General features: G+C 57.3%; 15 protein-coding genes. 4 read left to right on the top strand and 11 right to left on the bottom strand.

All coding sequences use genetic code 11. The features are described 5' to 3' along the window. Positions 1-29: 29 nt before the first annotated feature. On the top strand, positions 30-1193 hold the full coding sequence (locus ACGY09_RS10875; protein ID WP_373650222.1) for a TIR domain-containing protein: 1164 nt from the start codon (positions 30-32) through the stop codon (positions 1191-1193). Positions 1194-1241: 48 nt separating this feature from the next. On the opposite strand, the gene ACGY09_RS10870 is transcribed toward ACGY09_RS10875, so the two are convergent. Together ACGY09_RS10870 and ACGY09_RS10865 are read right to left on the bottom strand one after the other, a co-directional pair. Then, the gene (locus ACGY09_RS10870) at positions 1242-2612 is read right to left on the bottom strand and encodes a DUF1501 domain-containing protein (protein WP_373650223.1); all 1371 of its coding nucleotides are present in this window, start codon (positions 2610-2612) and stop codon (positions 1242-1244) included. 165 nt (positions 2613-2777) lie between these two features. Beyond that, positions 2778-4085: a DUF4832 domain-containing protein gene (locus tag ACGY09_RS10865; protein ID WP_373650224.1), complete on the bottom strand. Its 1308-nt coding sequence runs from the start codon at positions 4083-4085 to the stop codon at positions 2778-2780. A 223-nt stretch (positions 4086-4308) separates the two neighbouring features. Between ACGY09_RS10865 and ACGY09_RS10860 the strand changes: the two genes are divergently transcribed. After that, positions 4309-5808: a M81 family metallopeptidase gene (locus tag ACGY09_RS10860; RefSeq protein WP_397571559.1), complete on the top strand. Its 1500-nt coding sequence runs from the start codon at positions 4309-4311 to the stop codon at positions 5806-5808. 47 nt (positions 5809-5855) lie between these two features. Here ACGY09_RS10860 and ACGY09_RS10855 read toward each other — a convergent pair whose 3' ends face one another. The 8 genes from ACGY09_RS10855 to ACGY09_RS10820 all read right to left on the bottom strand — a co-directional run bounded on the left by ACGY09_RS10855 (position 5856) and on the right by ACGY09_RS10820 (position 20668). Then, positions 5856-7442, bottom strand: a complete 1587-nt coding sequence (locus ACGY09_RS10855) for a TolC family protein (protein WP_397571558.1) — start codon at positions 7440-7442, stop codon at positions 5856-5858. 736 nt (positions 7443-8178) lie between these two features. Beyond that, a complete protein-coding gene (locus ACGY09_RS10850; protein ID WP_397571557.1) occupies positions 8179-8610 on the bottom strand; it encodes a hypothetical protein in 432 nt (143 codons plus the stop codon). Between the two features lie 108 nt (positions 8611-8718). Then, positions 8719-11892 carry an efflux RND transporter permease subunit gene (locus ACGY09_RS10845; RefSeq protein WP_397571556.1) on the bottom strand — a complete coding sequence of 1058 codons (3174 nt, stop codon included), beginning with the start codon at positions 11890-11892 and terminating at the stop codon, positions 8719-8721. Positions 11893-12225: 333 nt separating this feature from the next. Further along, the gene (locus ACGY09_RS10840) at positions 12226-13425 is read right to left on the bottom strand and encodes an efflux RND transporter periplasmic adaptor subunit (protein ID WP_397571555.1); all 1200 of its coding nucleotides are present in this window, start codon (positions 13423-13425) and stop codon (positions 12226-12228) included. A gap of 303 nt (positions 13426-13728) precedes the next feature. Then, positions 13729-14106: a hypothetical protein gene (locus ACGY09_RS10835; RefSeq protein WP_397571554.1), complete on the bottom strand. Its 378-nt coding sequence runs from the start codon at positions 14104-14106 to the stop codon at positions 13729-13731. Between the two features lie 534 nt (positions 14107-14640). Beyond that, entirely contained in the window at positions 14641-15492 is an 852-nt protein-coding gene (locus tag ACGY09_RS10830; RefSeq protein WP_373650231.1) for a TIGR03067 domain-containing protein, read from the bottom strand. Positions 15493-15802: 310 nt separating this feature from the next. After that, on the bottom strand, positions 15803-17236 hold the full coding sequence (locus ACGY09_RS10825) for a DUF1501 domain-containing protein (protein WP_397571553.1): 1434 nt from the start codon (positions 17234-17236) through the stop codon (positions 15803-15805). A 9-nt stretch (positions 17237-17245) separates the two neighbouring features. Beyond that, complete coding sequence (locus ACGY09_RS10820; RefSeq protein WP_373650233.1) at positions 17246-20668, bottom strand: DUF1553 domain-containing protein; 3423 nt, start codon at positions 20666-20668, stop codon at positions 17246-17248. A 318-nt stretch (positions 20669-20986) separates the two neighbouring features. On the opposite strand from ACGY09_RS10820, the gene ACGY09_RS10815 reads away from it, so the two are divergent. Then, positions 20987-22276 (top strand): serine/threonine protein kinase, encoded by a 1290-nt coding sequence (locus tag ACGY09_RS10815; protein ID WP_373650234.1) that lies wholly within the window; start codon positions 20987-20989, stop codon positions 22274-22276. On the opposite strand, the gene ACGY09_RS10810 is transcribed toward ACGY09_RS10815, so the two are convergent. Beyond that, on the bottom strand, positions 22212-22817 hold the full coding sequence (locus tag ACGY09_RS10810) for a Uma2 family endonuclease (protein ID WP_373650235.1): 606 nt from the start codon (positions 22815-22817) through the stop codon (positions 22212-22214). The genes ACGY09_RS10815 and ACGY09_RS10810 overlap by 65 nt on opposite strands. A 345-nt stretch (positions 22818-23162) precedes the next feature. Between ACGY09_RS10810 and ACGY09_RS10805 the strand changes: the two genes are divergently transcribed. Beyond that, a complete protein-coding gene (locus ACGY09_RS10805; RefSeq protein WP_397571552.1) occupies positions 23163-25583 on the top strand; it encodes an FAD-linked oxidase C-terminal domain-containing protein in 2421 nt (806 codons plus the stop codon).

Raw genomic sequence — 25583 nt, 5'->3', positions numbered from 1 at the left:
CGTCGCTCTGTTAGCGGGGCCCCTTCGGCATGATCAACGCCGTGTGGGGCGATGCAGGGAACTATTCAACGAGCGGCCCGTGGAGGCAGTTGCCGAAGTCGCTATTCGTGCTGCTGACGGACGCGATCGTCGCTCGCTATATAGCGAGAAGTACCGCAACGGAGTACCGTAATCAGGCCTGCAGTCATCGATGTTCTATTCGCCGGGCAGGGACGCTCTATCGCGGAGCTGAAATGTTGCGAAAGCCAACGGTCTTCATTGGGTCTTCCTCGGAAGGGCTGAAAGTCGCTCAGGCGCTTGAGGCCGCCTTCGGTCAGCGAGCGGAAGTCGAAGCATGGAACTCTGGTGCCATTTTTCAGCGTCACCAGGACTTTCTGACCTCATTACTCAACACCGCCAGTCTCTATGAATTTGCGGTTCTCATTTTTACCAAGGACGATATCAGTGTGTCGCGCGGCAAGACGTATGCGGCCGCGCGGGACAATGTGCTGTTCGAGTTCGGGCTCTTCCTGGGCAAGCTGGGACCGCGGAGAGCGTTTACTCTTGTCGAAAGAGATCTCAAGATTCCCACCGATCTGCTGGGAATCACGCTCGATCAGTTCAGTCGCAAAAAAGACGGTCGTCCGACCGCCGAGTTTGCAGGAACAGCGGATAATATCGTCTCGCAGATCGTTACTCGGCATCACAATACGACCGAGTTTTCCCATCTGCCCGCGACGGCACTGGCAATCGGGTATTTTCATAACTTTCTGTCGCGCGTCCTGGATCAGTTAGATGATTTTGAGCCCGTACTCGTCGGCCGTCGCCGGTTCGATTACAGCACCTTTACGCTCCATGTCATTGTCCCGGATCGACTGGACGTTCTGGACCAGGATAAGTTCAAGAAGATTCTGCGCGGGCTGGAACCGGTGACGGTCAAGTGCCGACTTCGCGAGTTTCCCTTTTATATCAAGGGGATTCCTGCCGAGGGGACGACACATCTCGACTTGTTCGACATCCCCACAACGATGCGGGCCTCCCGAGAGACGATTTGTCGAGTCTTTCGTGAAGAATATGTCGGAGTGAATGATCTCCAGGTGCAGGCCGAGCGGCGCGAAGTATCGAACTTCGAGAGAACACTTCAGCTTCTGCTGAATGAGCACCCCCGATGGCAGCGTTACGTGAAGTTCGTCTATCTGTCCGATTTCCTTTGACGAACAAGTCCCAGCAACGCGTGCTGACGGCTCCCACTAGAGCTTCTACTAGAACAGTGCCGTGATGGGATTCCCATCGACAATGCGATGCGGCCGGCCGAGCGGGTCGTGAAGTTCTGCGTCGGGATTGATTCCCAGGCTATGGTAGATCGTCGCCAGCATGTCTTCCGGTGAGACCGGGTTGGATGCCGGGTAGGCCGCATCTTTGTCGCTGCTGCCGTAGACCTGTCCGCCACGGATCCCCCCTCCCGCCAGGATCGCGGATTGGACGCGCCCCCAGTGGTCACGCCCCTGCGTCGAATTCAGCATGGGCGTTCGCCCGAACTCACCGTACATGGCTACCAGGGTTTCATCCAGCAGGCCTCGTTCTGACAGGTCGTCCATCAGCGCCGCGAATCCGGGATCGAGGGACTTCAGGCAATACGGTTCGGTCAGCATGGACGTTCCCGCGTGGTTGTCCCACACGTTCGACACAACGCCGTTCGCGAAAACGGTCATCCACGAGATCGTTACCAGCCGCACACCCGCTTCCACCAGTCTGCGCGCCAGAAGCATCGATTCGCCCCATTCGTTCCGGCCATACTTGTCGCGTAGTGCCGGGTCTTCCTTGTCCAGATTGAAGGCATTCTGGGCAACGGAAGACGTGAGCATTCGGACCGCTTGATCACGATAAAGATCAATGTTTCGGGACGCCGCCAGTTGGTCGTAGCGTCGTTCCACCTGATCGATCGTGCGGACCAGTCCCTGACGTGCCAGCAGTCGTGTGTTGCTCAGGTCTTCCAGCAACGACATCGTGTGAGTTGGCTTTTCCGTTGAGCCCCCCGCTGCGGCCGCGATTTCCATGGGATCATGGGCCGCACCGAGCCAGCCAGCGTGAGTTCCCGAGTAGGTGACGCCGCTATGACCGATGGGGCGAGGGATGGTCACGGCAGCAGGAAGGACCCCCGGCTTCGAGAAGGCCGAGACCATCGACCCCAGGTTCGGTGCATCCAGACGATTGCGCTGATTTCGAGGGACGACGAGCGTATTGTTCACGCGTCCGGTTAACGTCCGATAGACGCTCGGTTCATGATTGTCGCTGTCGTGGGTTAATGAGCGGACGATGGCCAGCTTGTCGGTGTGCCGCGCGAAGTTCGGCATGTGCTCGCAGACGTCGATGCCGGGCGTCACCGTCTGGATGGGCTTGAACAGGCTACGCATGGCCGACGGGGAATGCGGCTTCATGTCCCACAGATCCTGCTGAGGGGGGCCACCCCAAAGGTAGATCAAGATGCAGGACTTTGCTTTACCAGTGGGAGTACTGGCAGCCGAGGGGGAGCCGTTAGCACGCAGTTGGTCGGCCCGCAGCAGTTGAGGAAGCGTCACGGCCCCTAAGCCGAACTGACCCAAACGTAACATGGCGTCGCGACGGTGCAACATGGTGGTGGCTCATTCAGTGGTCGTTGAATGCGAGGCTGCCAATTGATGGTATCAATCGTTATTGATGCGATCAATGTGCATTCGTGCGAGTGAACCATCCGCCAGGAATCTCCTCCGCAGGGGGCAGCGAGTCAGGCTGGGTCGACGGACACGTTCAGGTCCGTCTTACTGCAGATCAGCGTCGTAGGTGATTCGCTGGTTCTTGACGAGGCGGTCGCATTCGATCGTCAGGGTGGGAGCGGAACCTCCTGCATCGATCGTGAATTCTTTCACTTCTCCTGGAAGCAGCCCCTTGAGTGACTCCTTCGACCGAATTCCGTTCACTGCGGGGTGCGCGTCGTAGTAGATTGGCGCGATTCCGTCGTTCCGGACTTCGACTTTCGCTGCTGTTGCCGTGGCCTCAAATCGGGTCACGCGGAAGCGGTAGCCGCACGCCAGACTGGCGTCGCGAATGCGTGCGGGTGGTTGATGACGGGGCTGGGCATCTCCGATCATGAACGAAATATGGAAGCGGGCTGCATGTTGCTCAAAGGGGATCCCGTGCGGGCCCTTCGCGGAGAGCGCGGCCGTCTGATCGATCTTCTCGAAAAAGCTGAACTCGCCCCCCGTCGGGGCAATCTTCCAGCGGTCGCGCCGCAGCGCTTCCCAGTTGGGCTCGTTGTACTGGCTGTGTTTGGCATGGTTGAAGGAGTCGTCAAAGACTCCAAAGGGCAGGTCCAGCAGTTGTGGATCCGAAGCGAAAGGGGCATGATCCCCCGCGGCATCGACCGAAATCATCCAGGGAGTCTCTCGGAATGTTTTCCCCAGGTGCAGGGCAAATTCGGATTGAAACTCGCGTGAGGGAAACGTCTGGCCCAGCTTCATGGGACCGTCGTAGATGTGGTATTCGGCCCACAATCCGAATCCAACTTCCACAAAGGCGATCCGGGGATCTCGATCGTATTTGTCTGCAAACGTCGTAAAAAATTCGAGGACGAACCGGCGGAGTTCAGGGTGCGACCAGTCCGGAAATCCCGTCGTTTTATTCTCGCTCTTGCCGGTGGTCTCTTTGTAGTCGGGTAACTTTTTGATGTAAGCCGGAACCCCGGTCGGCTTTGCCACGTAGGTGTCGTTCCAGCGAATGATCGCCTGATGACCGCGTGAAGCGACGGCGTCGAGTAACTCTTCCAGAACGCTCCAGTTGTATTGACCCTTCTCCGTGACAATCTGGTCGTACTGGAGATAGCTGTATTCCAGCTGGATCGGCGCTGTCTTGACCGCCCCGTTGGTGGCCCACAGGACAATCCCCGTCATGGGCTGAACAGAATCAATCTTCGCCGCGAGTTTCACCGGCCGAAAGTCGTCGGCCGACATCACCGGACCGGTCGCGTGAAGGATCAGCAGAGTAATTAACGTAGAGAGACACCCCAGGGAAGGAGCGGGAAGTTTGAAACGCGTGGCTGCTTGACCGCATTCGCTGACTGGCGTGGACATAGGGTAAGCTGCTTTCCATTTCGATGCTTGCGACGATGTTTTGACCGCACGGGAAGTTCAAGGGTAGACAGTCATGCTCATCGATGCGAGTCCTGCGGAAGCGTCCTTCCGGGGGCTGGGCTCCTGACGACGTTTTACTCCCGACCGATTTGATTCGAGGTTCCGGCAAGCGTAGAGTTCGCAGTCATTCCGTCCACTTCATTTCAGGAAAGAATGGCCTCCCATGCGAATTGCCGTCGGTGGAATTTCTCATGAAACCAGTTCGTTCGCAAAAGTTCCCACCCGCATCGCCGACTTCGCGGAGGGATTCGGGCTTTTTCGCGGTCCCGAAGTCATTCAGCGATTCACGGGTTCGAATATCTGCACGGGGGGATTTATCGAGGCGGCCGAAACTCATGGCTTTGAGATCGTGCCGCTGCTCTGGGGCTTCGCCTATCCCAGTGGACTGATCGTCCGCGAGGACTACGAGGCGCTCAAGCAGGAATTCCTCGATCGACTGCGTGCAGCCGAAATGGAAGGGGGCCCGGTAGACGGGGTGTTGCTCGATCTGCACGGAGCGATGGTTGTCGAGGGAATCGATGACGGTGATGGCGACTTCATTGAAGCGGTTCGTCGCGCCGTTGGTAACGAACGACCGATCGGCGTCACTTTCGATCTTCATTCGAACCATACCCCTCGTCGCGTTGCGGCAGCGACAGCGATCGTCGGCTTCGACACCTTTCCGCACGTGGATATGGCGGAACGGGGCCGCGAAATGGCAGACCTCGTGGTGAGGACGATTCGGAAGGAGATTTGTCCGACGATGAGTCTCCACCAGTTACCGCTCTTCTGGAATACACCGACGCAGATCACAGCTCTTCCTCCCATGACAGACGTCATGGAGCGGGTGCACGAACTGGAACGTCGCAAAGGCGTTCTGGCCGTGACACTCGCGACGGGCTTTCCGTGGTCGGATGTTCCGGATGTCGGGGCAAGCGTGATTGCGGTGACCGATAGTGATCCGGCCCTGGCGAAGGCCGTGGCGGATGAACTGGGGACATGGATCTGGGAGCACCGGGAACGCTGGTATCATCCCATGAAATCAGTGGGTGAAGCCATCGCCGAGGGGGAACAGATTGGTCGTTACCCGATTGTCCTGGCCGATCATGCGGACAATACAGGGGGGGGATCTCCGGGTGATGCGACGGAAGTCCTGATCACGTTCCTGGAACGCAAACTGACCGACGCGTTGATTCTCTACATCGTCGATCCCGAGGTTGCACAACAGGCACATGTAGCTGGCGTGGGGGCTGTCATGACCGTGGATGTCGGAGGAAAATCCGATCCGCTGCAAGGCCCCCCGGTGAGAATGACAGCCACAGTGAAGGCCGTTTCGACGGGGGACTTTACGTATGATGGTCCGATGTATGCCGGGCTGACCGGCAACATGGGATGCTCGGCCTGGCTCCAGCAGGATGGTGTCTCTGTCGTAGTCGTTTCAGCGCATGAGCAGCCACTGGGGCCCGCCTTTGCCAAGTCTCTCGGAATTGATTGTCCGTCGATGAAGTACATCGCGGTCAAATCAGCCGCACATTTTCGGGCCAGTTTCGGAAAATTTGCGGGATCCATTTTCAACGTGGATACCAAGGCAATTCACACCCACGACTTCAGGCAACTCCCCTATCAGAAGCGGACACGGGCCGTGTTTCCGGTCGAGATTCCCCCCAGAGAAACCCATCGCTGAACGACACGCGACCTGCTCACCACGGTGGTTTCGCACGCGATCTCGACTTAATCCCCCGCTTTCGCATCGTCCGGCACGGGTTCGGGGGGAACGATGGATTCGTCTTCAGGATCGAGTTCGATGAGCGACGGCGGCACGGCGACCGGGGCAAAGTCGAAGACCGGTGGCAGCCCACCCCCTCCTCCACCCAGTGCCTGATAGGTGTTGACCACGGCTGAGACTTGCTGCCGTTTCGTTTCGATCAGGACCATGCGGGCGTCCATCAGGTCGCGCTGTGCGTACAGGACATCCAGATACTCGGTACGGGCATTCTGGAAGAGGCGTCCGGCGACATCGACGGACTCTTCGAGAGCTTCCAGTTGCTGCTTCTTGATTTCAATGCTCTTCCCGTAGTTCTCGACCTTAGAGACGCGATTGATGACTTCCGTGAAGGCGTCCAGAGTCGTTCGCTGATAATTGACCAGCGCCTGGATTTGCCGTGCATTAGCGCTCATGTAATCCGCCTTGATCGCGGCTCGGTTGATCAACGGCGCGACCAGGCTGCCGGCGACGCCGCCGACGATCGACTCGGGTGTGAAGAACAGGTATTTCGGATTGAAGGCTTCAAATCCGACTGTGCCCGTGATGTTAAGTGTCGGATAGAATCGGGCTCGTGCAACTTTCACATCCAGTCCCGCCGCCGCGAGGTCGCGTTCCGCCTGCCGGATATCGGGCCGGTTTGAAAGTAACTGCACCGGTACCCCGACATTCAGCGGCGACATGTGCAGTTCGATGAATCGATCCGAATGCCGTTCCACCGGCATCGGGTATCGTCCCAGAGCGAAGTTGATCCGATTCTCGGCTTCGATGATTTCCTGCTGAATGATCAGCTTTTCGCTGTGGTTCTTGCGGAGTTCGGCGATAAATCGCTGAACGGGCAACTCGGTGACACGAGCCGCTTCCTTCAGTGCCTTGGCGATATCGAGACTTTTCTCTTGCAGCTGAATAATGCTGTCGAGGTTTTCCAGCTTCTTGTCCAGGGCCATCAGGGTGTAGTAGTTTTCGGCCACGTCGGCGACCAGTCGAGTGACGACGTAGTTCCGCCCTTCTGCGGTGCCGAGATAACGCAGGGCGGCGGCATCACGGGCATTACGCAATTGACGCCAGATATCGACCTGCCACGTGAGATCGGTCGCAATCAGGAAGTTGGGAAGTGGTCGAGGAAAGTGTTGACCGGGAAGATACTGCAACTGATCTTCGACGGCCCCTTGGGGTGTGTAAACGCTGGGCTTCATCACCCCCGCTCCCGCACCGATGTTAAAGAAGGGAAAATAGGCCCCTTTCCGTGCGAGAATCTCGTTGTTGGCAATCTGAATGTCTTCGGCCAGGATTTTCAGTTGTTGGTTCCCGACGAGCGCCTCTTCGATCAGACAGGTCAGAACCGGATCGTTGAAGAATTCGGGGATCGAGACTTGAGACGAGTTCTCGGCACTGATGCGTCCGTTGAAAGTGTCTGGCAAGTCAGGACCCGGTTCCGCCTCGCGCAGGCAGGGAATGCGACACGAAGGGAGGACCAAGAGAACGATGCAGAGCCAGGCGAGAACCGTGTTGGGTTGTCGCCTCTTTCTGTCGTGGCCGTTCAGAAAATGACTCATCCATCTCATCCTTGATGAATTGATGCTCTGTGAGATTCCATCGGGTTGCCGCGTCTCGGTCGATCTGTCTTGCCCGTTCTCGGCGCGATGGTCTCTTGAGTGGGAACCATGTGACTGAGCGCTACGTTGCCTTAAATCTGACCCTTTCGCGTCCGCTATCGGGAGAATGCGAGAAGGGGTGGTGCAGCCTGACGACTCTGTCAAAATGAACTTCAGCCTGCGGTCGCAAAATTTTCCGGAGTGGTCGTTTCCAACTGTGGCGGAAACTGCCAGTCCGATCCTCGAAGACGCTTTTCAGTATTACATTGAGAAACTTGATTAATTCATCGACGGGCGGAATTACCGGCAGAAGCCAAAGAGAGGAAAAAACGAGCTAAATTAATAAGTTGATGGCGACCACTTTCGCGGGGATTACAGGGGCTTAAGTACGGAGTAACTCCCGGCACGTTCGATCGTTGCTGATCGTCGCGTTGGCCTTCCGCTAATGGAAATCGGGGCGGCTAGGGTTGATTGTTACGGAGATGTAATAAGATGGTGGGGCGACTATGACGAGGCTCAGCGTAGGTTCATCGACTGGGGTGTCGCTAAAGCTCACCGCAGGCAGGTTTGCCGTTCTTTGGCTTCAACCTTAATGTAATTGCTGGCAGTACGACGCTCGCAGTAGGGCGCCTTTGGTTCAGATTCGATGCCCATCGAGGGGGGCTTGCCACTACCACCTCGACGATCGATCTCCAGTCTAAGGCTCGTCCCCAATAGATTCATTGCGGGTCGAACAGTCGATGGAGTTCCCAGGGCTCCCCTGCTTCCGAGTTCCGGAACTGGAAGAGGTGGGAACTTGATTAGTCGTGTTTCCGCGAACGTCTGCGAGAGTATCAGGTGGAGTGAGTCGGTTTGCGGCGGACCGCTGAGGCTTCCTCCCTCCCCCGGGCTTCCGGATTCGAGTACCTGATTCCGACGGCGTTTCTATGGCTTCCGACTGGATCTCGGCGATCCCCCGTTTGATCGTATTCGGGGAAATCCGCAGCACTTTACTCACCAGGGAAATCCCACCCCAGCCGCGCTGAAGAGCTTCATTGGCTGCCCACAGCCGCCGCTGTCGCTCATTCAATGAATGGCGAACTTCGCGATAACGCTCTTCCAGTTCACGAATTGCCTGTTCCTGGTTCATGCGAATTCACAAGTTCTGCTTCGGAAATCAAGGGGATGTTGGAAGCCTGCTTTCTCATCAGCATGATCCCCGGAAATGCGGAGACGATCGGGGACCGCGACTGCGGAGTCAGGAGGCGTGTGACTCCACGGACTCAGTCAGTGGGTGATCCACTTCGTCCTGAATGAACTTGCCGCTGTTGTCGGTGATCTGACCGAACAGGTAATACAATCCTGGGATGACCAGCACACCGATGATCGTGCCGACCAGCATCCCACCTACCGCCGTCGTGCCGATCGTGCGGTTGCCGATTGCGCCGGGACCTGTGGCGCGAACCAGTGGAATCAATCCCGCAATAAACGCGAAGGATGTCATCAGAATCGGGCGGAAACGCAGTTTCCCCCCTTCGATGGCCGCTTCTTTCAGGCTGACGCCTTCATGGTGTCGCTGGACGGCAAACTCAACGATCAGAATTGCGTTCTTACCCAGCAATCCGACGAGCATGACCAGACCGATCTGAGCGTAGACGTCGTTGGCGAGTCCCATGTACTGCAGCAACGCAAAGGACCCAAAGATTCCGACGGGGAGCGAGAGGATTACCGAGAGGGGCAGAATGAAGCTTTCATACTGGCCCACCAGAACCAGGTACACGAAGATCACGACGATCAGGAAAATGTAGATCGCCAGATTCCCCTTGCGAGCCTCGTCATAAGAGAGGCCTTCCCAGCCAATGGAATAGCCACGGGGCAACGTCTGGGCGGCAACTTCCTGAATCGCCTGAATGGCTTCGCCACTGCTGTAACCTGGCGCGGGGGCTCCCTGAATGGCGGCCGACGGATAGAGGTTGTAGCGGTTGATTTCGTTAAGGCCCTGCTGCTTCTTAATGGTCATGAAGGCCGAGTACGGAACCATCTCACCCTGGTCGTTCTTGACGAACATATTCTCCAGATCTTCAGGGTATCGCCGGAATTCGGGCATCGATTGCACGAAGACTTTGTAGAACTGTCCGAACAGAATGAAGCCCTGTTCCCAGGTACTCCCCACGACAATCGAGAGATTATCCATGGCCTTGGCGATGGAGACACCTTTCTGCATGGCGATGTCGTTGTTGATCACCACTTCATACTGGGGATAGTTGCTGGCGAAGAAGGTGAAGATCCCCTTCACCTCTTTTCGTGCCTTGAGGGCTGTCATGAACTTCTCATTCACCTCTCCCAGTTCCTGGTAGTTATTTGAGTTCGTCATGTCCAGCACGCGAACCGAGAAACCACCGGCCGCTCCGAAGCCCGGGACGGCGGGGGGCTCGAAGAATTCCAGATTCACGTTAGAAATCTGCTTACATTCCCGTTCCAGCTCGCGAATGATCTCTTTGGAGGAGAGCTTCCGTTGTGACCAGCTTTTCAAATTGATCAGACAGGTCCCTGCATTGGATCCACGGCCTTCCGTCAGCACTTCATAACCTGCGAGTGAGGATACAGAATTGACGCCGTCGATCTTCTTCGCGATCTCGAGAAGTTCGTGGGCTTTGGCGTTGGTGTATTCAATCGTCGAACCGGGGGGCGTCTGCAGGATGCCGTAGATCATCCCCTGGTCTTCCAGAGGGATGAATCCGGCGGGAAGCTGGCGATTGACCAGATAAATGGCCACCGCAAATCCCCCGACCACCCCCAATGTGAGCAACCTGCGGGTCACGATCGGACGAAGGAAGGCGGCATATCCTCCCGTCACTTTCTCGACACCGCGATCAAATAGATGCAGCAGGATTCCCAGCGGTCCGCGCCGCTTGGGAGCCCCGGTGTGAGGTTTAAGAATCATCGCACACAGCACCGGGGTGAGTGTCAGCGCGACCACGCCCGACAGGACAATTGAGGTCGCCATGGTGATGCCGAACTGCCGGTAAAAGGTTCCCACCGGGCCTGTCATAAACGTCACGGGAACGAAGACGGCGGTCATCACGAAGGTAATGGCAATGATGGCACCACTAATCTCGTTGACCACTTCTTTTGTCGCCAGATAAGGGGAGAGATGCTTTTCATGCATCTTGGCATGAACGGCTTCGACCACCACGATGGCGTCATCGACCACCACGCCGATCGCCAGCACCAGGGCAAACAGCGTGATGAGATTGATCGACAGGCCGAAGATCTGCAGAAAGAAGAACGTCCCAATCAATGAAACGGGAACCGCGATCGTGGGAATGAGCGTCGATCGCCAGTCCCCCAGGAACAGAAACACCACCAGAGAGACGAGGACGAAGGCCTCTAAAAGCGTATGCAGCACCTGTTCGATCGACGCTTCAAGAAAGCTGGAAACGTCGTAACTGACTTCGAACTTCATGCCGGGTGGAAACGATTTCTCCTGGATCTCTTCGAGTTGTTTTTTGACCTCTTCGATGACCGTCGTGGCATTCGTGCCGGGAAGCTGTTTAAGAACGATGGCTGCGGAAGGTCTTCCGTCGATATCCGAATAGATATTGTAGTAAGACGGCCCCAGCTCAACTTCGGCGATATCCTTCAGTCGCAGAACCTCACCGTCGGGATTCGCCCGCAGGATAATGTTTTCATACTGCTCCGTCTTGTTATAGCGGCCGACCCATGTCAGCACGTACTCGACGGTTTGCGATGTCTTGCCCGTTGCCTGCCCCAGGCGACCCGGTGAACCAATCATGCTCTGGTCGGCCAGAGACTTCATGACATCATCGGCCGACAGATTGTAGGCACGCATCCGATCAAGGTTCAGCCAGACTCGCATCGAGTACTGGCGGCTGCCGAGAATGGTCGCGCTGCCGATACCGCGGACTCGCTTAATTTCCGGCAGGAGATTGACGAACGCGTAGTTGTACAGGAAGTTCTGGTCATGCCCGGGGTCGGTGCTGTAAATGTTGACATACATCAACATACTGGTCATGGCCTGCATGACGATGATCCCTTCACGCTCGACGAGCGGAGGGAGCCGGTTTTTGACGGTCTGAATGCGATTCTGCACATTCAGCACAGCGACGTTAGGATCGGTACCGGGTTCGAACACGATCTGGATCGTCGCTTCACCGGCACTCGTTGCGGCGGAAGCCATGTACCGCATGTCCGGTACGCCGTTGATGGCCTGTTCCAGAATCACCAGCACCGAATCGACCAGCACGGCCGCACTGGCCCCCGGATAGGCGACCGTGACGACCACGCTGGGGGGAGCCACCGACGGAAACTGCGAGATCGGAAGGGTCGAGATCGACAGTCCTCCCAGGAACAGAATGATGATCGAAATCACGATCGCAAGGGCAGGTCGGCGGAGGAACTGTGAGAACATGATTCAACGCGCTTCCGGTTGGATGGGCTGATGATTCTTGAGAGCAGTGAGCAGAAAAACGCAATCCACGTCGCAAGTTGTTCCATAGATACAGCGTATTAGTTACGAAGTCGCAAAGCTCGCCGATACGGGTCTGCCTGCTTTCGGTCCCGCTCACTCGCATGTCATGTGCGGAGGACCTGAGCCTGTCTGAAAACGAGCAGGTGGCAAGCGAGGCGGGGGCACAGGACGATCGACCGATCCCCACCCGGGCCGTCGATGATCGGCCCGGGAACGGCCCCTTGTCTTTCAACTGATACGCAGTGTCCGAATGGAGCGATATCGCGGTTCTGGTCACTCTGCGTGATACTTCAGATTGGCGACGACCTGGTCAGAGTGCAGCGCGTCGTATTCGACCTTGTCACCATCGCGGACCTGACGTACCCCTTCCAGGACGATTTTCTCGTCGACGTTCAGCCCTTTCTTCAGGACGAAGATATCTTCGAGTTCATTCTCGATGGCGATTTCCCGCTGGTGAGCCACATCGTCCTGATCGACCACAAAGACATATCGCTTGTTCAGGATTTCGAAGGTGGCTCGCTGCGGTATGACGATCGCATCCGTCACAACGCGGTGGATCAAAATATTGCCCGTCTGGCCATGTCTTAGCAGGCGATCTGGATTCGGGAAGTCGGCTCGAAACGGAATATTTCCCGTCTGGTTATTGAAGTCGGCCTCAATGGCGCCGATTCGGCCTACTTGAGGAAACTTGCTGCCGTCAGCCAGAACCAGCTCGACCTGCAAATCGTCCTGGTTCTGTCGCAGCTCGGCCATGTATTCCAGGTAGCGGGCTTCGGGAACGTTGAAGTACACCCACATCACGCTGTTGTCCGACAACGTCGTCAGACATTCTCCCTCTTCGACAAGACTTCCCTGCTGGTGCTGTAACCGATCCACGATTCCGTCAAAGGGGGCCTTCACCGTCGCAAAGTTGAGTTCCGCCTGCGCTTGTTTCACCTTGGCTTCGGTCTTTTTGACTTTCGCAAGATTCAGGGCGACTTCATTTTGCGAAACGACCTTGTCTTCGAACAGTTTCTTGCTGAAGTTGTACTCCAGTTGTGCCAGATGTGCTTCCGCCAGTTCAGCTTCCAGTCGGGCCTGATACAGAACCGGCATTACCGTGAACATCAGGTCTCCCGCCTTCACGGTCTGACCTTCCTTCACAGGAATCGCCTCCAGATAGCCTCGTTCAAGTGCTCGGACCTGGATGTGACGCTGTGAGTGAATCTGGCAGACGTACTGCTGGGTGATCGTGACACTCGTCGATTGAGGGGTCGTGGCGACGATTCGGTGCGTTTCCTCGTGATGCTCTTCCTCGTGCTTCTGGAAGAGTGACTCAACGCGTTCGCTCAGCGCATGCAGGCTTGCCGTGTCGACGACAGACTTCAGTTCTACACCGGACGCCGACAGTCCCATCCCACCGGCAACCAGGATTCCAGCGGCGAGCAGCAGCGTGATAATAGGGCGGTTCCTGACGAAGTGAAGAATGTTCATAGTGGTTATCGTTCCTGTAATTTTGAAGGCGAAAGTAATTCAAGGGGGATTGCGAGAAATCGCAATGCGAATGTAATGCCATGACTTAGCACCTCAGCCCACATGAGTGACTGACTCGGTGCAGACCTGTCTCGGATGACTCTCATCGCGAGAGTACTCGCTGGCTCAGCAAAGCATGAGCGACACCGTCGAGAGTAGACCTTGGAGTACTGCACGGTACGTTGTACGACCCAGTCCGTGAGGGGACCTCGCACAAGAGGTGCTCCATCCGTTTGGAAATTTCAGGCTGGCGGGAGAGGGTGACTAGCCGTAGGTGAGTTCGGCGTGGTCTCGAAACCATGCCAGATCGGAAGGGTAAGTCAGCGCATCCGTTGCACGGAGGGACTCAATGGGCGAGAGAAGCAGGAGAGTCACTGAGCGATCGATGAAGTGAGAGTTGCCCTCTTCAAGATCAATATCATCCGTGGGTGTGACCGGAGCAGCCTCCCCCGGCAAGGGGATGGAATCTCGATGGGTAGTCGAGTCGGCGCGGCTGCTGATGGAAAGAGGGTGCAGTCCCGAAGGCGAGAACGAGGCACAGCTTCTTGGCGCCACGGCAGAAAGCATGACCTGCGCCATAGCGACGAAGACGAGTGCTAAGGCGATCGTGGTGCGCTCAATGGAGGTGGGTTGCAGTGTCATAGTTCGCTTCGTCCACGGACGATGGGATGCTCTGCGGAGACAACATTCACGTATAAGCCCGGTGTGGCTGTTTCGGAGACCAGCGGACTAACATCGGCTGGTCGCGAAAAGTATCACGTCGGTTGTTCCATGATTGAGTTCTCTCGCACAGCCTTGCGGTGGGGTCTCGTAACAGGTGCAACTATTCTACCGGCCCGGTGAAGCGCCGGTCCTCAGCCCGCGCTTGACGGGAGCCCGACTGATCGACGCTCTAAAGACAAAGTACTGCAAGGATCGGCGATCTGCCAGACGGCATTCGTGCGAGATCGTGATTCCTAAGGAAGATTAAGGAAATGGTGCCGTCTTGCGGGGGTAAGGGGGAACTAACTGACTAGTTTCCCGGACGGCTGATGCTAGTGAGCTGCGCGGGAGTTGTTTCTTTTGCGAGCATACTAAATCAGCGCGTGCGAAGCTGGTCGGTCGAGACTCAAGGCTCGCTCCGGCCGGCGGCCCCACGTTCGCGGGGCCGGTGCGTGGCTTTGCGCTGGATTTGTGTCAGAGAGCCTTAACGGCTTTGCCGACGCGACCCATGTAGTCGACAAAGATCAGGTCTTTTTCGGAGATGGACCGGATTGTGAAGGGAAGCGTCTTATTAATGCGGCTGAGGTGAATCGAAGCGGTGCAGTGGAAGTTGAGAGTCCCGTTCTTAACGGACCAGTGCCCACTGGAGATGGGGGTCTCGACGAAGACTCGTCGGAACACGCGAAGCTGTTGGACCTCCCGTGTCGATGACCATTTGCCATCGCTCGTCATTTTGATCACCAGCACGCCCGCTTCATCCTGGAACCGCCAGGTGCCGGGGAGCATCTTGGAAACTTCGGCATCGGTGAGTACCTGACCTGCCTTGAGTGTCGCCGATGGGGTCGTGGGAGACTCTTCGTGGATTTCTTTCGAGTTGGCGTCGGGGATTCGCCGTAGCGTCATCAACATCCGTTTCGAATCAATCTTGGCCGAAAAGTCACTCGGACGCGGTCCGTCTTCGGGGTCGGAAATGCAGACGACCAGATTGCCATCTTCGAATTTGACGATCCCAGATGCTTCCTTTCTGTCACGGCTGACAAGATCGAAACCTTTGGGATTTTGTGTTCCATCGACGGCGAAGACGCGTGCATGCTTCTTACCGTCGTGACTGCTGGTGTAAGTGATGGCGTTGTCGATGATCTCGATCTTGCCACCGGAGGGAAGCCATTCCCGGATGGAATGATGAGGGATCACGTGTCCATTCTCGATCAGCTCGATCACTTCCCAGCGACCCTGAAACGGCTCGACGGCCGGATCTTTTTCCGCTGCGAATGCTGTGGCCAGGACGATCGCCGAGAGAAGATAAAACCTCCAGACACTTTTCATGCTTCCGACTCCATTCCGAAATAAAAGGGGATCCATTCCGAGCCGCGCTGCCACTCACGGAATGAAGTAAGGTCATTCCAGAGAACGCTGTCACGCATGCGGTCAGGAGCGACTATCTTAACATTCCGTGAACAGAGCGGAATCGTACGCATAGCGGGAATCTCTGTGCAGCACGTCGATCCCCCCTTGCGATCCTTCGTTCAGGTCGGCCCTCCTCTGGAAACCGATCCTGAAACGCGTCAACGCACCACCCCTGCTCGATTTGTGGGTCATGGAGCAGGAGCGGCGTTGTCGGACAGTCGAGAGCGCGTCACGCAAGGATGTCGTGAATGATCTCACCATGCACGTCGGTCAGACGGAAATCCCGACCTGCGTACTTGTAGGTCAGCTTCAGATGGTCGAGACCCAGCAGGTGTAGCATCGTCGCGTGCAGGTCGTGCAGGTGGACTTTGTCTTCGACTGCATAATACCCGTAGTCATCGGTTTTGCCGTAACGGATCCCCGGTTTGACTCCGGCACCCGCCAGCCACATCGTGTAACCCTGCGGGTTGTGGTCACGACCGTCGTCCCCCTGGGCGACAGGTGTCCGACCAAACTCGCCGCCCCACAGAATCAGGGTATCCTCCAGCAGGCCGCGGGCTTTCAGATCGATCAGCAGAGCCGCGATGGGCTGGTCAACCTCCATCGCGTTCTTGGAGTGATCTGCCTTGAGATTGCCGTGCTGGTCCCACTTGTAGCTATGGGTGCATTGCACAAACCGGACCCCTCGTTCGATGAACCGGCGGGCCATCAGGCACTGCCGGCCAAAGTTACGGGTGGCCGGTTGATCAAGACCATAAAGCTTTTGCGTCGCTTCTGTCTCGTCACCGATGTTCTGAAGTTCCGGGGCCGCCGACTGCATGCGGAAAGCGAGTTCAAACGACTCAATCCGGCTCTCCAGCACGTTGTCCGGGCCGGTCAGGGCGAGCTGATCGGAGTTCATTTCGCGCAAGAGATCGAGTTCCATTCGTTGCAGATGCCGCGACTGCTTTTCGGCATTTTCGATGAACGGAATCTTGGCCTGGTCGGAGGGGATGCTCGCGTTTCCCAGCGGGGTCCCTGAGTAGATTGCCGGCAGGAAGGCCGAACTGTAGGCGTTCACCCCTCCGTGCGTCAGCGTGGGACACATCGTGATAAAGCCCGGCAGGTCCTGGTTCTCGGTTCCCAGTCCATACGTGATCCACGAACCCATGCTGGGGCGGACAAAGGTGTCGCTGCCGGTATGCAGTTCCAGCAGTGCACCCCCATGCCGGGAGTTGGAACCGTGCATTCCGTTAATGATGCACAGATCGTCGACCTGTTTGGCGACATGCGGAAAAATGTCGCTGACCCAGGCCCCGCTCTCGCCATACTGCTTGAACTGAAAGGGAGATTTCAGCAGGTTTCCCGTGGGTGCCGAAAAGACGCGTGGCTTGGAGAACGGCAGCGGCTTCCCGTGATCCCGTTCGAGCAGCGGTTTGTAGTCGAACGTATCGACCTGGGAAGGTCCTCCGTGCATGAACAGGAAAATGACCCGCTTTGCCTTGGGCTCGAACTGAGCCGGTTTGGCGGCCAGCGGACTGACTTTGGACCGGGCTGCGTCGGCACGGACTTCCTCCGAAGTCAGGCCGGCCAATGCCAGACTGCCAAAGCCCGCCGCGCTCATCTTGAGCAGATCACGACGATTGAACACAGGCGTAAACGAGTAGCAGGGTTTTTGAGGCATTGGTTCCGATTACTCCACGTAGACGAATTCGTTGGCCGACAGGACGGCGCGGCAGAGACTGACCCACGCCCGCGTTTCGGTCTCACTCTCGGAGACCCCTGCCTCCGCCAGCGAAGCCCGCAATCGCTGCAGGTAACTGGCGGCACGAGTGACTTCGGTTTCGGACGGATCGCGTCCATAAGCCCGCTGATACAACTCTTTCGTGCGCGCGGCATGATCAAGTTCACTATGCGCGAGCAGTTGCTGTGCGAGAGGTTGAACCTGATCGAGCACGAACGCACTATTCATCATAAAGAGTGCCTGTGGTGCGACGGTCGTCTGATCCCGCTGGCCTGCCAACGTGCTGGGGTCTGCAAAGTCAAACGCCGTAAAAACTTCGTACAGAGCGGACCTGACGACGGGCAGGTAGATCGAACGACGATTGCTGTTGTAGAGCGCCGGATTCACGTTAGCGGTACTGGTGACGTAGTTGCGGTTAGGCGTCGTCAGCAGAGTACCACCCTGTCTTTCATCCAGTTGGCCGCTGAGGGCGAGCAGGGAATCCCGCAAGACCTCGACATCCATCCTCTGGCGATGAAAACGCCACAGCAGCTTATTATCAGGATCAGCCAGCGCCGCGGCCGCATCATAGTCGGTGTTCTGTCGATAGGTCGATGTGGCGGTTAACGCCCGGTGAAAGGCTTTCAGACTCCAGTTGCGTGGACTGTCCTGCCCTGACGGATATGCGCCGGAAAACTCGCTCGCCAGCCAATCCAGCAGTTCGGGGTGACTCGGCCGTTCACCGAGACGGCCGAAGTTGTCGGGGGATCGGACGAGTCCCTGTCCGAAGTGCCATTGCCAGATCCGGTTGGTCATCACGCGCGACGTGAGCGGATGCTGTGGACTGGTCAACCACTGCGCGAGTTCCAGCCGCCCACTCCCTTCCTGCAGTTCGTGCGTGGCAATTCCCAGTCGCGCCATGGAGTCGGTCAGAATTTTGGGAAGTTGGCGCGGCACCTGGCGGCCCAGAGTCAAATGGCTGCCGCGAAGATGGATTTTCAGATTTTCGGGAGTACTGTCGACAACGGCCATCACCTCGGGGAACTTGGGGATGGCAGCCTCACGGCCTGCCAGTTCGGCTCGCTCCATCTTCAGTTTCTCCTGCGTTTCCGCGGAGAATGCGGCTTCGATGTCGGGCGGAGTGCGGAAGGGGCCTTCCGGGTTTGTCAGCAACTGATGGGCGGCATTCAGGACCGGGTCCTCAAGTGACTTCGATTCTGTCGCAGTCTCCCTTTTCTGGAGGTCGATCCATGCCGCTCGAGTTGCCTCGAAGAGCTGGTCATAACGCTGTGCGAGGTCAGCCAGCGACGTTGGCTGGCTCTCGCCCAGCAGTCGGGCGATCCCATTTTCGGGGGCGGAGGGGTCGACGGTGAGCTGGCCCGTTGTGACAAACTGGTTCCATGCGGTCAGGATCGACTGGGGATCAGCCTTTGCGACTCTGATCGCCTCAGCCCATTGTTGCGTCAACGTCCCCAGGGGCTCGAATGTCTCACGTCCCCCTTCGCTGACGTCGGGTAAAAATGCGGGGGATTTGAGTTGTTCCGGTGCGACAGGGGTCAGCAGCAGCTTGTCGATGTGAGGGAAGAAATTGGGCTGTTCTAACCGGATCAGGTTCTTGCCGGCGTTCAGGGTGACATAGCATTCCACGAACCAGGTCTGACTGTCCGGGGTCCACGACCCGGTCACCTTCGATGCCGCATTCTTCTTGACGAGTCGCTGATTGACGTACGTCTTTACGGTACGCTCAGTGACCGCGGCGTAACGCAACTCGAACTGGTAAGTCCCTGCGGTTTCGACGTTGATGTCGTATTCGACGAAATTCGGAGTCTCTCCCCGGTTGACCAGGACCCCAATCTCTTTGCCGTAGGTCTCTTTATCCTTGATCACATTACCGCGATCGAAATCTTCTGCTTCGCGGAAAATTGCACCGGGAATTTGTTGCGGGTGCGGTTCGACTCCCCGTGGCTTGGCGGTGCTCAGTAACTCTGCAAGCTGCGTTTCACGGGTGGCGGCGAGCAGATACGAGCCCGACTGTTTTCTCGCGGATTCAATGGCCGCTGCTGTCGAATCACGCACAAGTTTCTCGACCGTCTCCTTCTGGACTTTGGCGAGTTGTTCCAGCGAATCCCGCTGCTGCAGTTCGAGGGGTGACGCCATCGGACGTTCGTGCCAGCGGGCCACGACGGTGAAGGTGTCCATCGTCTGCGTGCTCTTAAAGACACCCGCCAGACCGTAATAGTCTTCGGTGGAGAGAGGATCGAATTTGTGGTCGTGACAGCGTGCACAGCCCATTGTCAGTCCCATCACCGCCCGGGCGATGGTATCGACCTGTTCGTCGATGATGTCCATCTGCATTTTGACCGGGTCGTCTTCGGCGAGCATCTTCGGACCCAGGCACAGAAAGCCGGTCGCGATCAACCCGTCGAAGGCCTCGGGGGGGAGATGAGCTTCGGTCGAATTCGCATACGGTGAAGGAAGCAGGTCCCCGGCGATCTGTTCCGTCAGGAACCGATCGTACGGCTTGTCCTCTCGCATCGACTTCACCACGTAGTCCCGGTAGCGATAGGCGTTGGCGTAGGCCAGGTTCTCATCCATTCCGTTGGAGTCTGCATAGCGGGCAACGTCCAGCCAGCGTCGGCCCCAGCGTTCGCCATAGTGAGGAGAAGCGAGCAACCGGTCGACCAGTCTTTCCAGTGCATCCGGAGATTCGTCGCTGACAAAGTCGGCGACCTCGTGCGGTGTCGGCAGCAGGCCAATCAGATCGATCGTTAAACGGCGAACCAGTGTCCGCTTGCTCGCTTCAGGGGATGTCGGCAGCCCTTTGCTTTCGCGTTCTGCCAACAGGAAGTGATCGATGGGAGACCGGACCCAGGCATGATTCTGAACGGCGGGGGGCGAAACCCGTTGCACGGGCTGAAAAGCCCAGAATGCTTTTTGTTCGTCGGTGAATTCGGTGATGGTCGCTGCGGCAGGAGCGGGTGTGGCTGGCTTGGAATTCGGCCAGGGGAGGCCGCGACGGATCCAATCCGTCAGGATGAGAATATCGGAATCGGGCAACTTTGACTTGGGGGGCATCTGGACCACGTTGCGGTAGCCGATGACGTCGACGAGGAGGGATTCTTCTGGTTTCCCGCTGATCGCCGCAGGACCACTTTCACCCCCCTGAAGAATTTCTTCCCGAGAAGTCAGGCTGAGTCCCGCTTTGGGTTTGTCGCTACCGTGACATTCAATGCATTTCGCATGAAGCAGCGGGCGAACCCTGGTTTCAAAAAACGTCGCATCGGCCGCATCGTCGGCGACGGCCGAGTTGATCATTCCGATCCCGACAATCGCGGCCAGAAGACCCAAGCCCAGAAATCGCATGACCACTCCCACCAGAAAGTTCAGACGCATCGAAATCTGTTTGATTGTACGCCTCTTTGGCGTTGTTCGGAAGTTTGATTCGGTGAAGTCGCGTAAGAAGGTGTTTTCCCTTTCCCGATCGGGAAGGTGTGTGTGGGCACGATGAGTGAGGGAGGTATCGGTTTGAGGGAATTTGGTGGTTAGAGGGGGCTGCTCGACAGAGGTCTCGTTTCGCACGGTTGGGGTGGCGTTTCCAGGGAACCGGCGATTCTCAGGCCTGCTATTTCGGAATGATGGCGTTGATGGCAGACTGGAGATGGTCAAGCGAGATACTCGAACCACGTTTGATTTCAGGAGTTGAGGGGCACCATGCGAAACCGTTGTCTGGCAGCGCGTCAACTTCGGATGAGACTGACATTGCACGCCTGTCTGTGGTCGACCTTGATCATGTGCGGTGGGACCGGCTCCCGTCACTTCGCCTGGGGTGCCGAGGAACCGTCCAAGACAGCGGCGAGCCGCTTCTTTTTCACTTCTCAGGGGCGGACCGGACTTGCGACCTCGGATGGGACGGCGCTCACGTATCTTCGCTTCGACGCACCGGGACAGGCGACCTGGCAACCCGGAGAGACGTTTCGGGATGGGCGGCGTGTGGTCATCCTGAGTATGGAGCCGCGCCGGGATGGGCCGGGGCGACCGTTCGAAGAATACTACACTCAGACTCCGACGCACCTGTGGCAATATGATTTGATCACGGAATCCCTTGAGGAAATCTGTACCAAGGATCAACAGGCCCCCTTCCGCACGCCCGCGCTACTGCTCTCGGACGACCGATTATTGATTCAGGTGGTGAAGAATAAGGTCGGTCAGATCTACAGCGTCCGATTGGATGGGAGTGACCCGAAAGAATTTACCAAGGCCGGTGAGGGGCTGCCTTACGGGCTCAGCCTGAGCCCTGACGGGCAACGAGTGGCCTTTCATCTGGCCAGCCCCGAAGGATACCAGATCTGGACAAGCGACGTTGACGGAGGCAACCGCGTCCGCGTGGCGGCTCAGGCAGGACACCTTTATTTCGGGACACAGTGGTCACCGCAGGGGGACTGGGTCCTCTACGTCGATTGCCACTACCAAAGCGATCCCGGCCATGACTGGGCGGATGTCTGCATTGGTCGTCCGGATGGTTCGGAGCATCGCGTGCTGACCTCCGGGCAGTCGATGTGGTTCGCGGCGACGTATGGAAATGAGAAGGTCCGCGGCGGGGGATCGAATGTCCCTTCCTGGACACGTGACGGGCAGATCCTGTTTCCCCGTCGGACGGCCGATGCAAAGGTTCCCTGGCAGTATCGGATCGGAAAGCCTGATCTGGACCACTTCAACCGGGATTTTCTGCCAGACCAGGCTCAAGGAGGAACCCAGATCTGCAAGCTCAACCCGCACGACGGTTCGATCACGGAACTGACGCCTGGTAAAGAATCGGTCTGGGATTTTCGAGCCAGTGAATCGCCCGATGGGCAACAGATCGTGTTCTGCCGCGCGGCAACGGGGGACGTTCCTTCCATCTGGGTGATGGACCGCGACGGCGCCAATCCGCGGCAGATTACAAAGGGAATCGAGGACCTGGGCGCCGATCACCCTCGCTGGATTCCGTCACTTCGGCAGTGAAATTGACCCGGTCGTACACATCACCCAGGGGCAAGCCGACACCGATCGAGCGAAGCTCCGCGACCTGGTCGAGTCCAGAGACCGTGGTCAGCGTCCAGGTGTTGTCTTCATTCCGAAAGAACGTCTGGACCATCGGCTCGTCCTGGGAAACGAGCACATATTCTTGAAGAGTCGGGATCGTTCTGTAGTGGTCAAATTTCTTTCCCCGGTCGTAGGCCTCTGTACTTTTCGACAAGACCTCCAGCAACACCGTGGGATTCAGGGCAGTATCCTCGCGGTCGTCGTCAAATGTCAGATCACCGCAGATGACGCTTGCGTCGGGGTAGGTGTAGAGGCCGGTGGGGCACATCATCCGGAGGTCGTTGTCGTACGTCACGCAGGGCTGACCCTTCAGACGGTTATTCAATAGACTCAGCAGGTTTGTCTTGATTCGACTATGTCGGGCGGAACCTCCCGCCATCGCGAACATTTCGCCACGAAAGAATTCACTTCGAAACGGGGCCTGCCGCTCAATTTCCAAGTATTCGGAGGACGTCAGCATTCCGGATCGTTGAGGCAAACCCATGTTGAATGACTCTAACTCAAACTCAATTGGAGGTGCGATGATTATGATATCTGTTGTTTGGCGCGGCGGCGATTCGTCCAAATTTCAGTAAAAAGAGCCATCCGGCAGTCCGTTGTCATGCCCTGTTAAAGCATGTCCGAGCGGGGCACAAACAACAGAACTTCTGGAATTGTCATCAGCCGAGTTCCCAAATGCAATCTCCATCAACCTTGTGCTGGGTTGCGGTGAGTCTCTACAAATGCGTCACTCTCCCACAAGCAATTGCCGATACATCGTTGAAGTCGCTCTGCTGATCCCCGTTCGTGCTTAAAGACCGCTGCCATGAAGTCACATCGGCTGGAAAGTCTGTTGAAGAAATCGTCGGTTCGGGGCCGGGTCCTTACCTCACCGGCTCAACTGGCGGGTTATGATGCCGATGGGCTCGGTTACAAAACCTTTCGTCCCGATGCGGTGGTGATTCCCACAGATGCGGACGACATGATCCGCGTCCTCGCCAGTGCACGGCAACTTGGGGTGCCGATTTGTCTCCGGGGGGCCGGGACATCGCTGTCAGGTGGCCCCGTTGCTGCTCAGGGGGGCGTCGTTGTCCATACGTCCGGTCTCAGAAGTGTCCGGCACATCTGCAAGTCGGGTCTGTGGTGCGAAGTGGAATGTGGCGTCATTCTGAATCAGCTCGACGAAGTTCTGAAGCCGTACGGAATTTTCTATCCGCCCGATCCATCCAGTGGGCCAGTTTGCACACTGGGGGGGAACATCGCCATGAACGCTGGGGGGGCGCATTGTTTCCGCTACGGCGTGACTAGTAACTATGTGCTGGGGGTGGAAGCGATTCTACTGGACGGTTCCGTTCACCGATTTGGCGGACCGGCCGGTGGACGAGGCGACTGGCGAGAGGACTGGAAGCGATTCATGGTCGGTTCGGAAGGAACGCTCGCAGCCTTCACCCGTTTCTGGCTGCGGCTGCTGCCCCGCCCTGACAAGGTCTGGACGTTCCGAGCCACTTACCCGGACCTGATTACGGCCGAGCGGGCGATTCACGCCTTGGTCGCTCATTCCTCGTTTCCGGTCGCGATCGAACTGATGGACCCTCGCTGTGTCGAGATGGTTGAGAACAGTCCGATGGCCGTTGGGTTACCGAAGAACTCGTTCATGCTGTTATCCGAGATTGACGGACCGCCGGAACTGGTCGACGCACGAGTGGAAGCCGTCGCACAGATCTTGCGAGAGGCGGGGTCCCAGGATGTGGTCTTCAGCGATGATGACGAACAGCGTAAGAAGCTGTGGAAGGCACGTAAGGCCGCTGGTGGCCTGATGGGCCAACTGAGTGCTGATTTCGTCGTCCAGGATGCGGTGATTCCCAAACGGGCTCTCGCGGAGCTGCTGCAATTGGTCTATGACGAAGCGGATGCGGCGGGGATCCGCGCAGTGAATGTCTTCCACGCGGGCGATGGCAATCTGCATCCGAATTTTCTGTTTGATTCCCGCAAGCCGGGGGAGCTGGAAAAAGTCGAGCTGATTGGAAAGCGGCTGATGCAGCGGGTCGTGGAAGTCGGAGGTACGCTTTCCGGTGAACATGGAATCGGCAATGACAAGACCGCGTATATGCCGCTGGTGTTCGGCGCAGACATGACGCGGGTGCAACTGGCGATTCCGGCGATCTTCAACCCCCGACATCAGTTGAATCCGCTGAAGGTGTTCGCGGGTCGCCGGTTTGAAGAGACCAACGGAACTGCTCCGGCCAATGGCACTTCAAGCGGAAGTGCGGACCTGGCTCATGACGCTCCGCAGGAGGAAATCTACGAAAACGCTGCCACGACGGGATCTCGCTGCTTCACGCATTTCCTGGATGAAATCGATGGTGTTGTTTGCTTGAGTGCCGATGCGAAGCTGGCTGAGATCAAGGCGAAGGCATCCCCCAGTCGGCTCCGTTTTCCGCTGATTCTTGATCCGAACGCCACGCTGCGTGAGCAGGTGAACGCCACAGGGTTTGCACCCGCCTCGTCACGGTTTGGTCCCTATTGTGACAACATCATTGGAATGAACTGGCGGTTCCCGAGCGGAAAGGCGGTTCGGGTGGGGGAACGCGTCGTGAAGACGACGACGGGCTATGACCTGTTCCGGTTTCTGCTCTCCACAAACGGTCGCTTTGGTGAACCGACCGACTATGTGGTGCGACTGCGTCCCGATTGCGGGGTGACTCGTGTCTATGGGTTATTCGGTGAATCAACTGATGTCTTGCAAGCGGCGGCGGACCTGTTGCAGACCTGCTGGATGCACTGGCTGGACTCGATCGACTACATCATCGAGTCACCGGAGGACTCGGGCCACCTGCGGATCGTGGTGAATAGTCCGGTGTCAGAAAGCGCTCTGATCGATGACTTTGTTTCGTCATTCGCGCGGGCTCACGAACTGGTGTATCAGCCAGAAGCGGGAAGGGAGTTACCGACCGATGGGCTTCCTGATTTTGTCTTCAAGACGTCTCCGGAAAGCCTGCTGGCGATGACCAGAGAAATCGCCGGTCAGGGTGGAATTCGGTGCGTGGCGCTTTGTTATAACGGTGTGCTTCACGGATATCTCGATGATGAGACCGCTCGAGTCGACCGTATCCGGGGTCTGGTCGATGAGTACGCTCAACGGTTGACGATGGGGGGTGGGGACTGGTTCTCGCGGCACCTGCCGCCGGCCGAGATGTCACCACTGGAAGCGGACTGGGTTCAGTTACTCGAACAGGAACTTCATTGA

The organism is Schlesneria sphaerica (genome assembly GCF_044336245.1).
GTDB classification, from domain to species: Bacteria; Planctomycetota; Planctomycetia; order Planctomycetales; family Planctomycetaceae; genus Schlesneria; species Schlesneria sphaerica.
The sequence above is the reverse complement of the archived record's forward strand: the minus strand, read 5'-3'. Positions and strand labels throughout refer to the sequence as shown.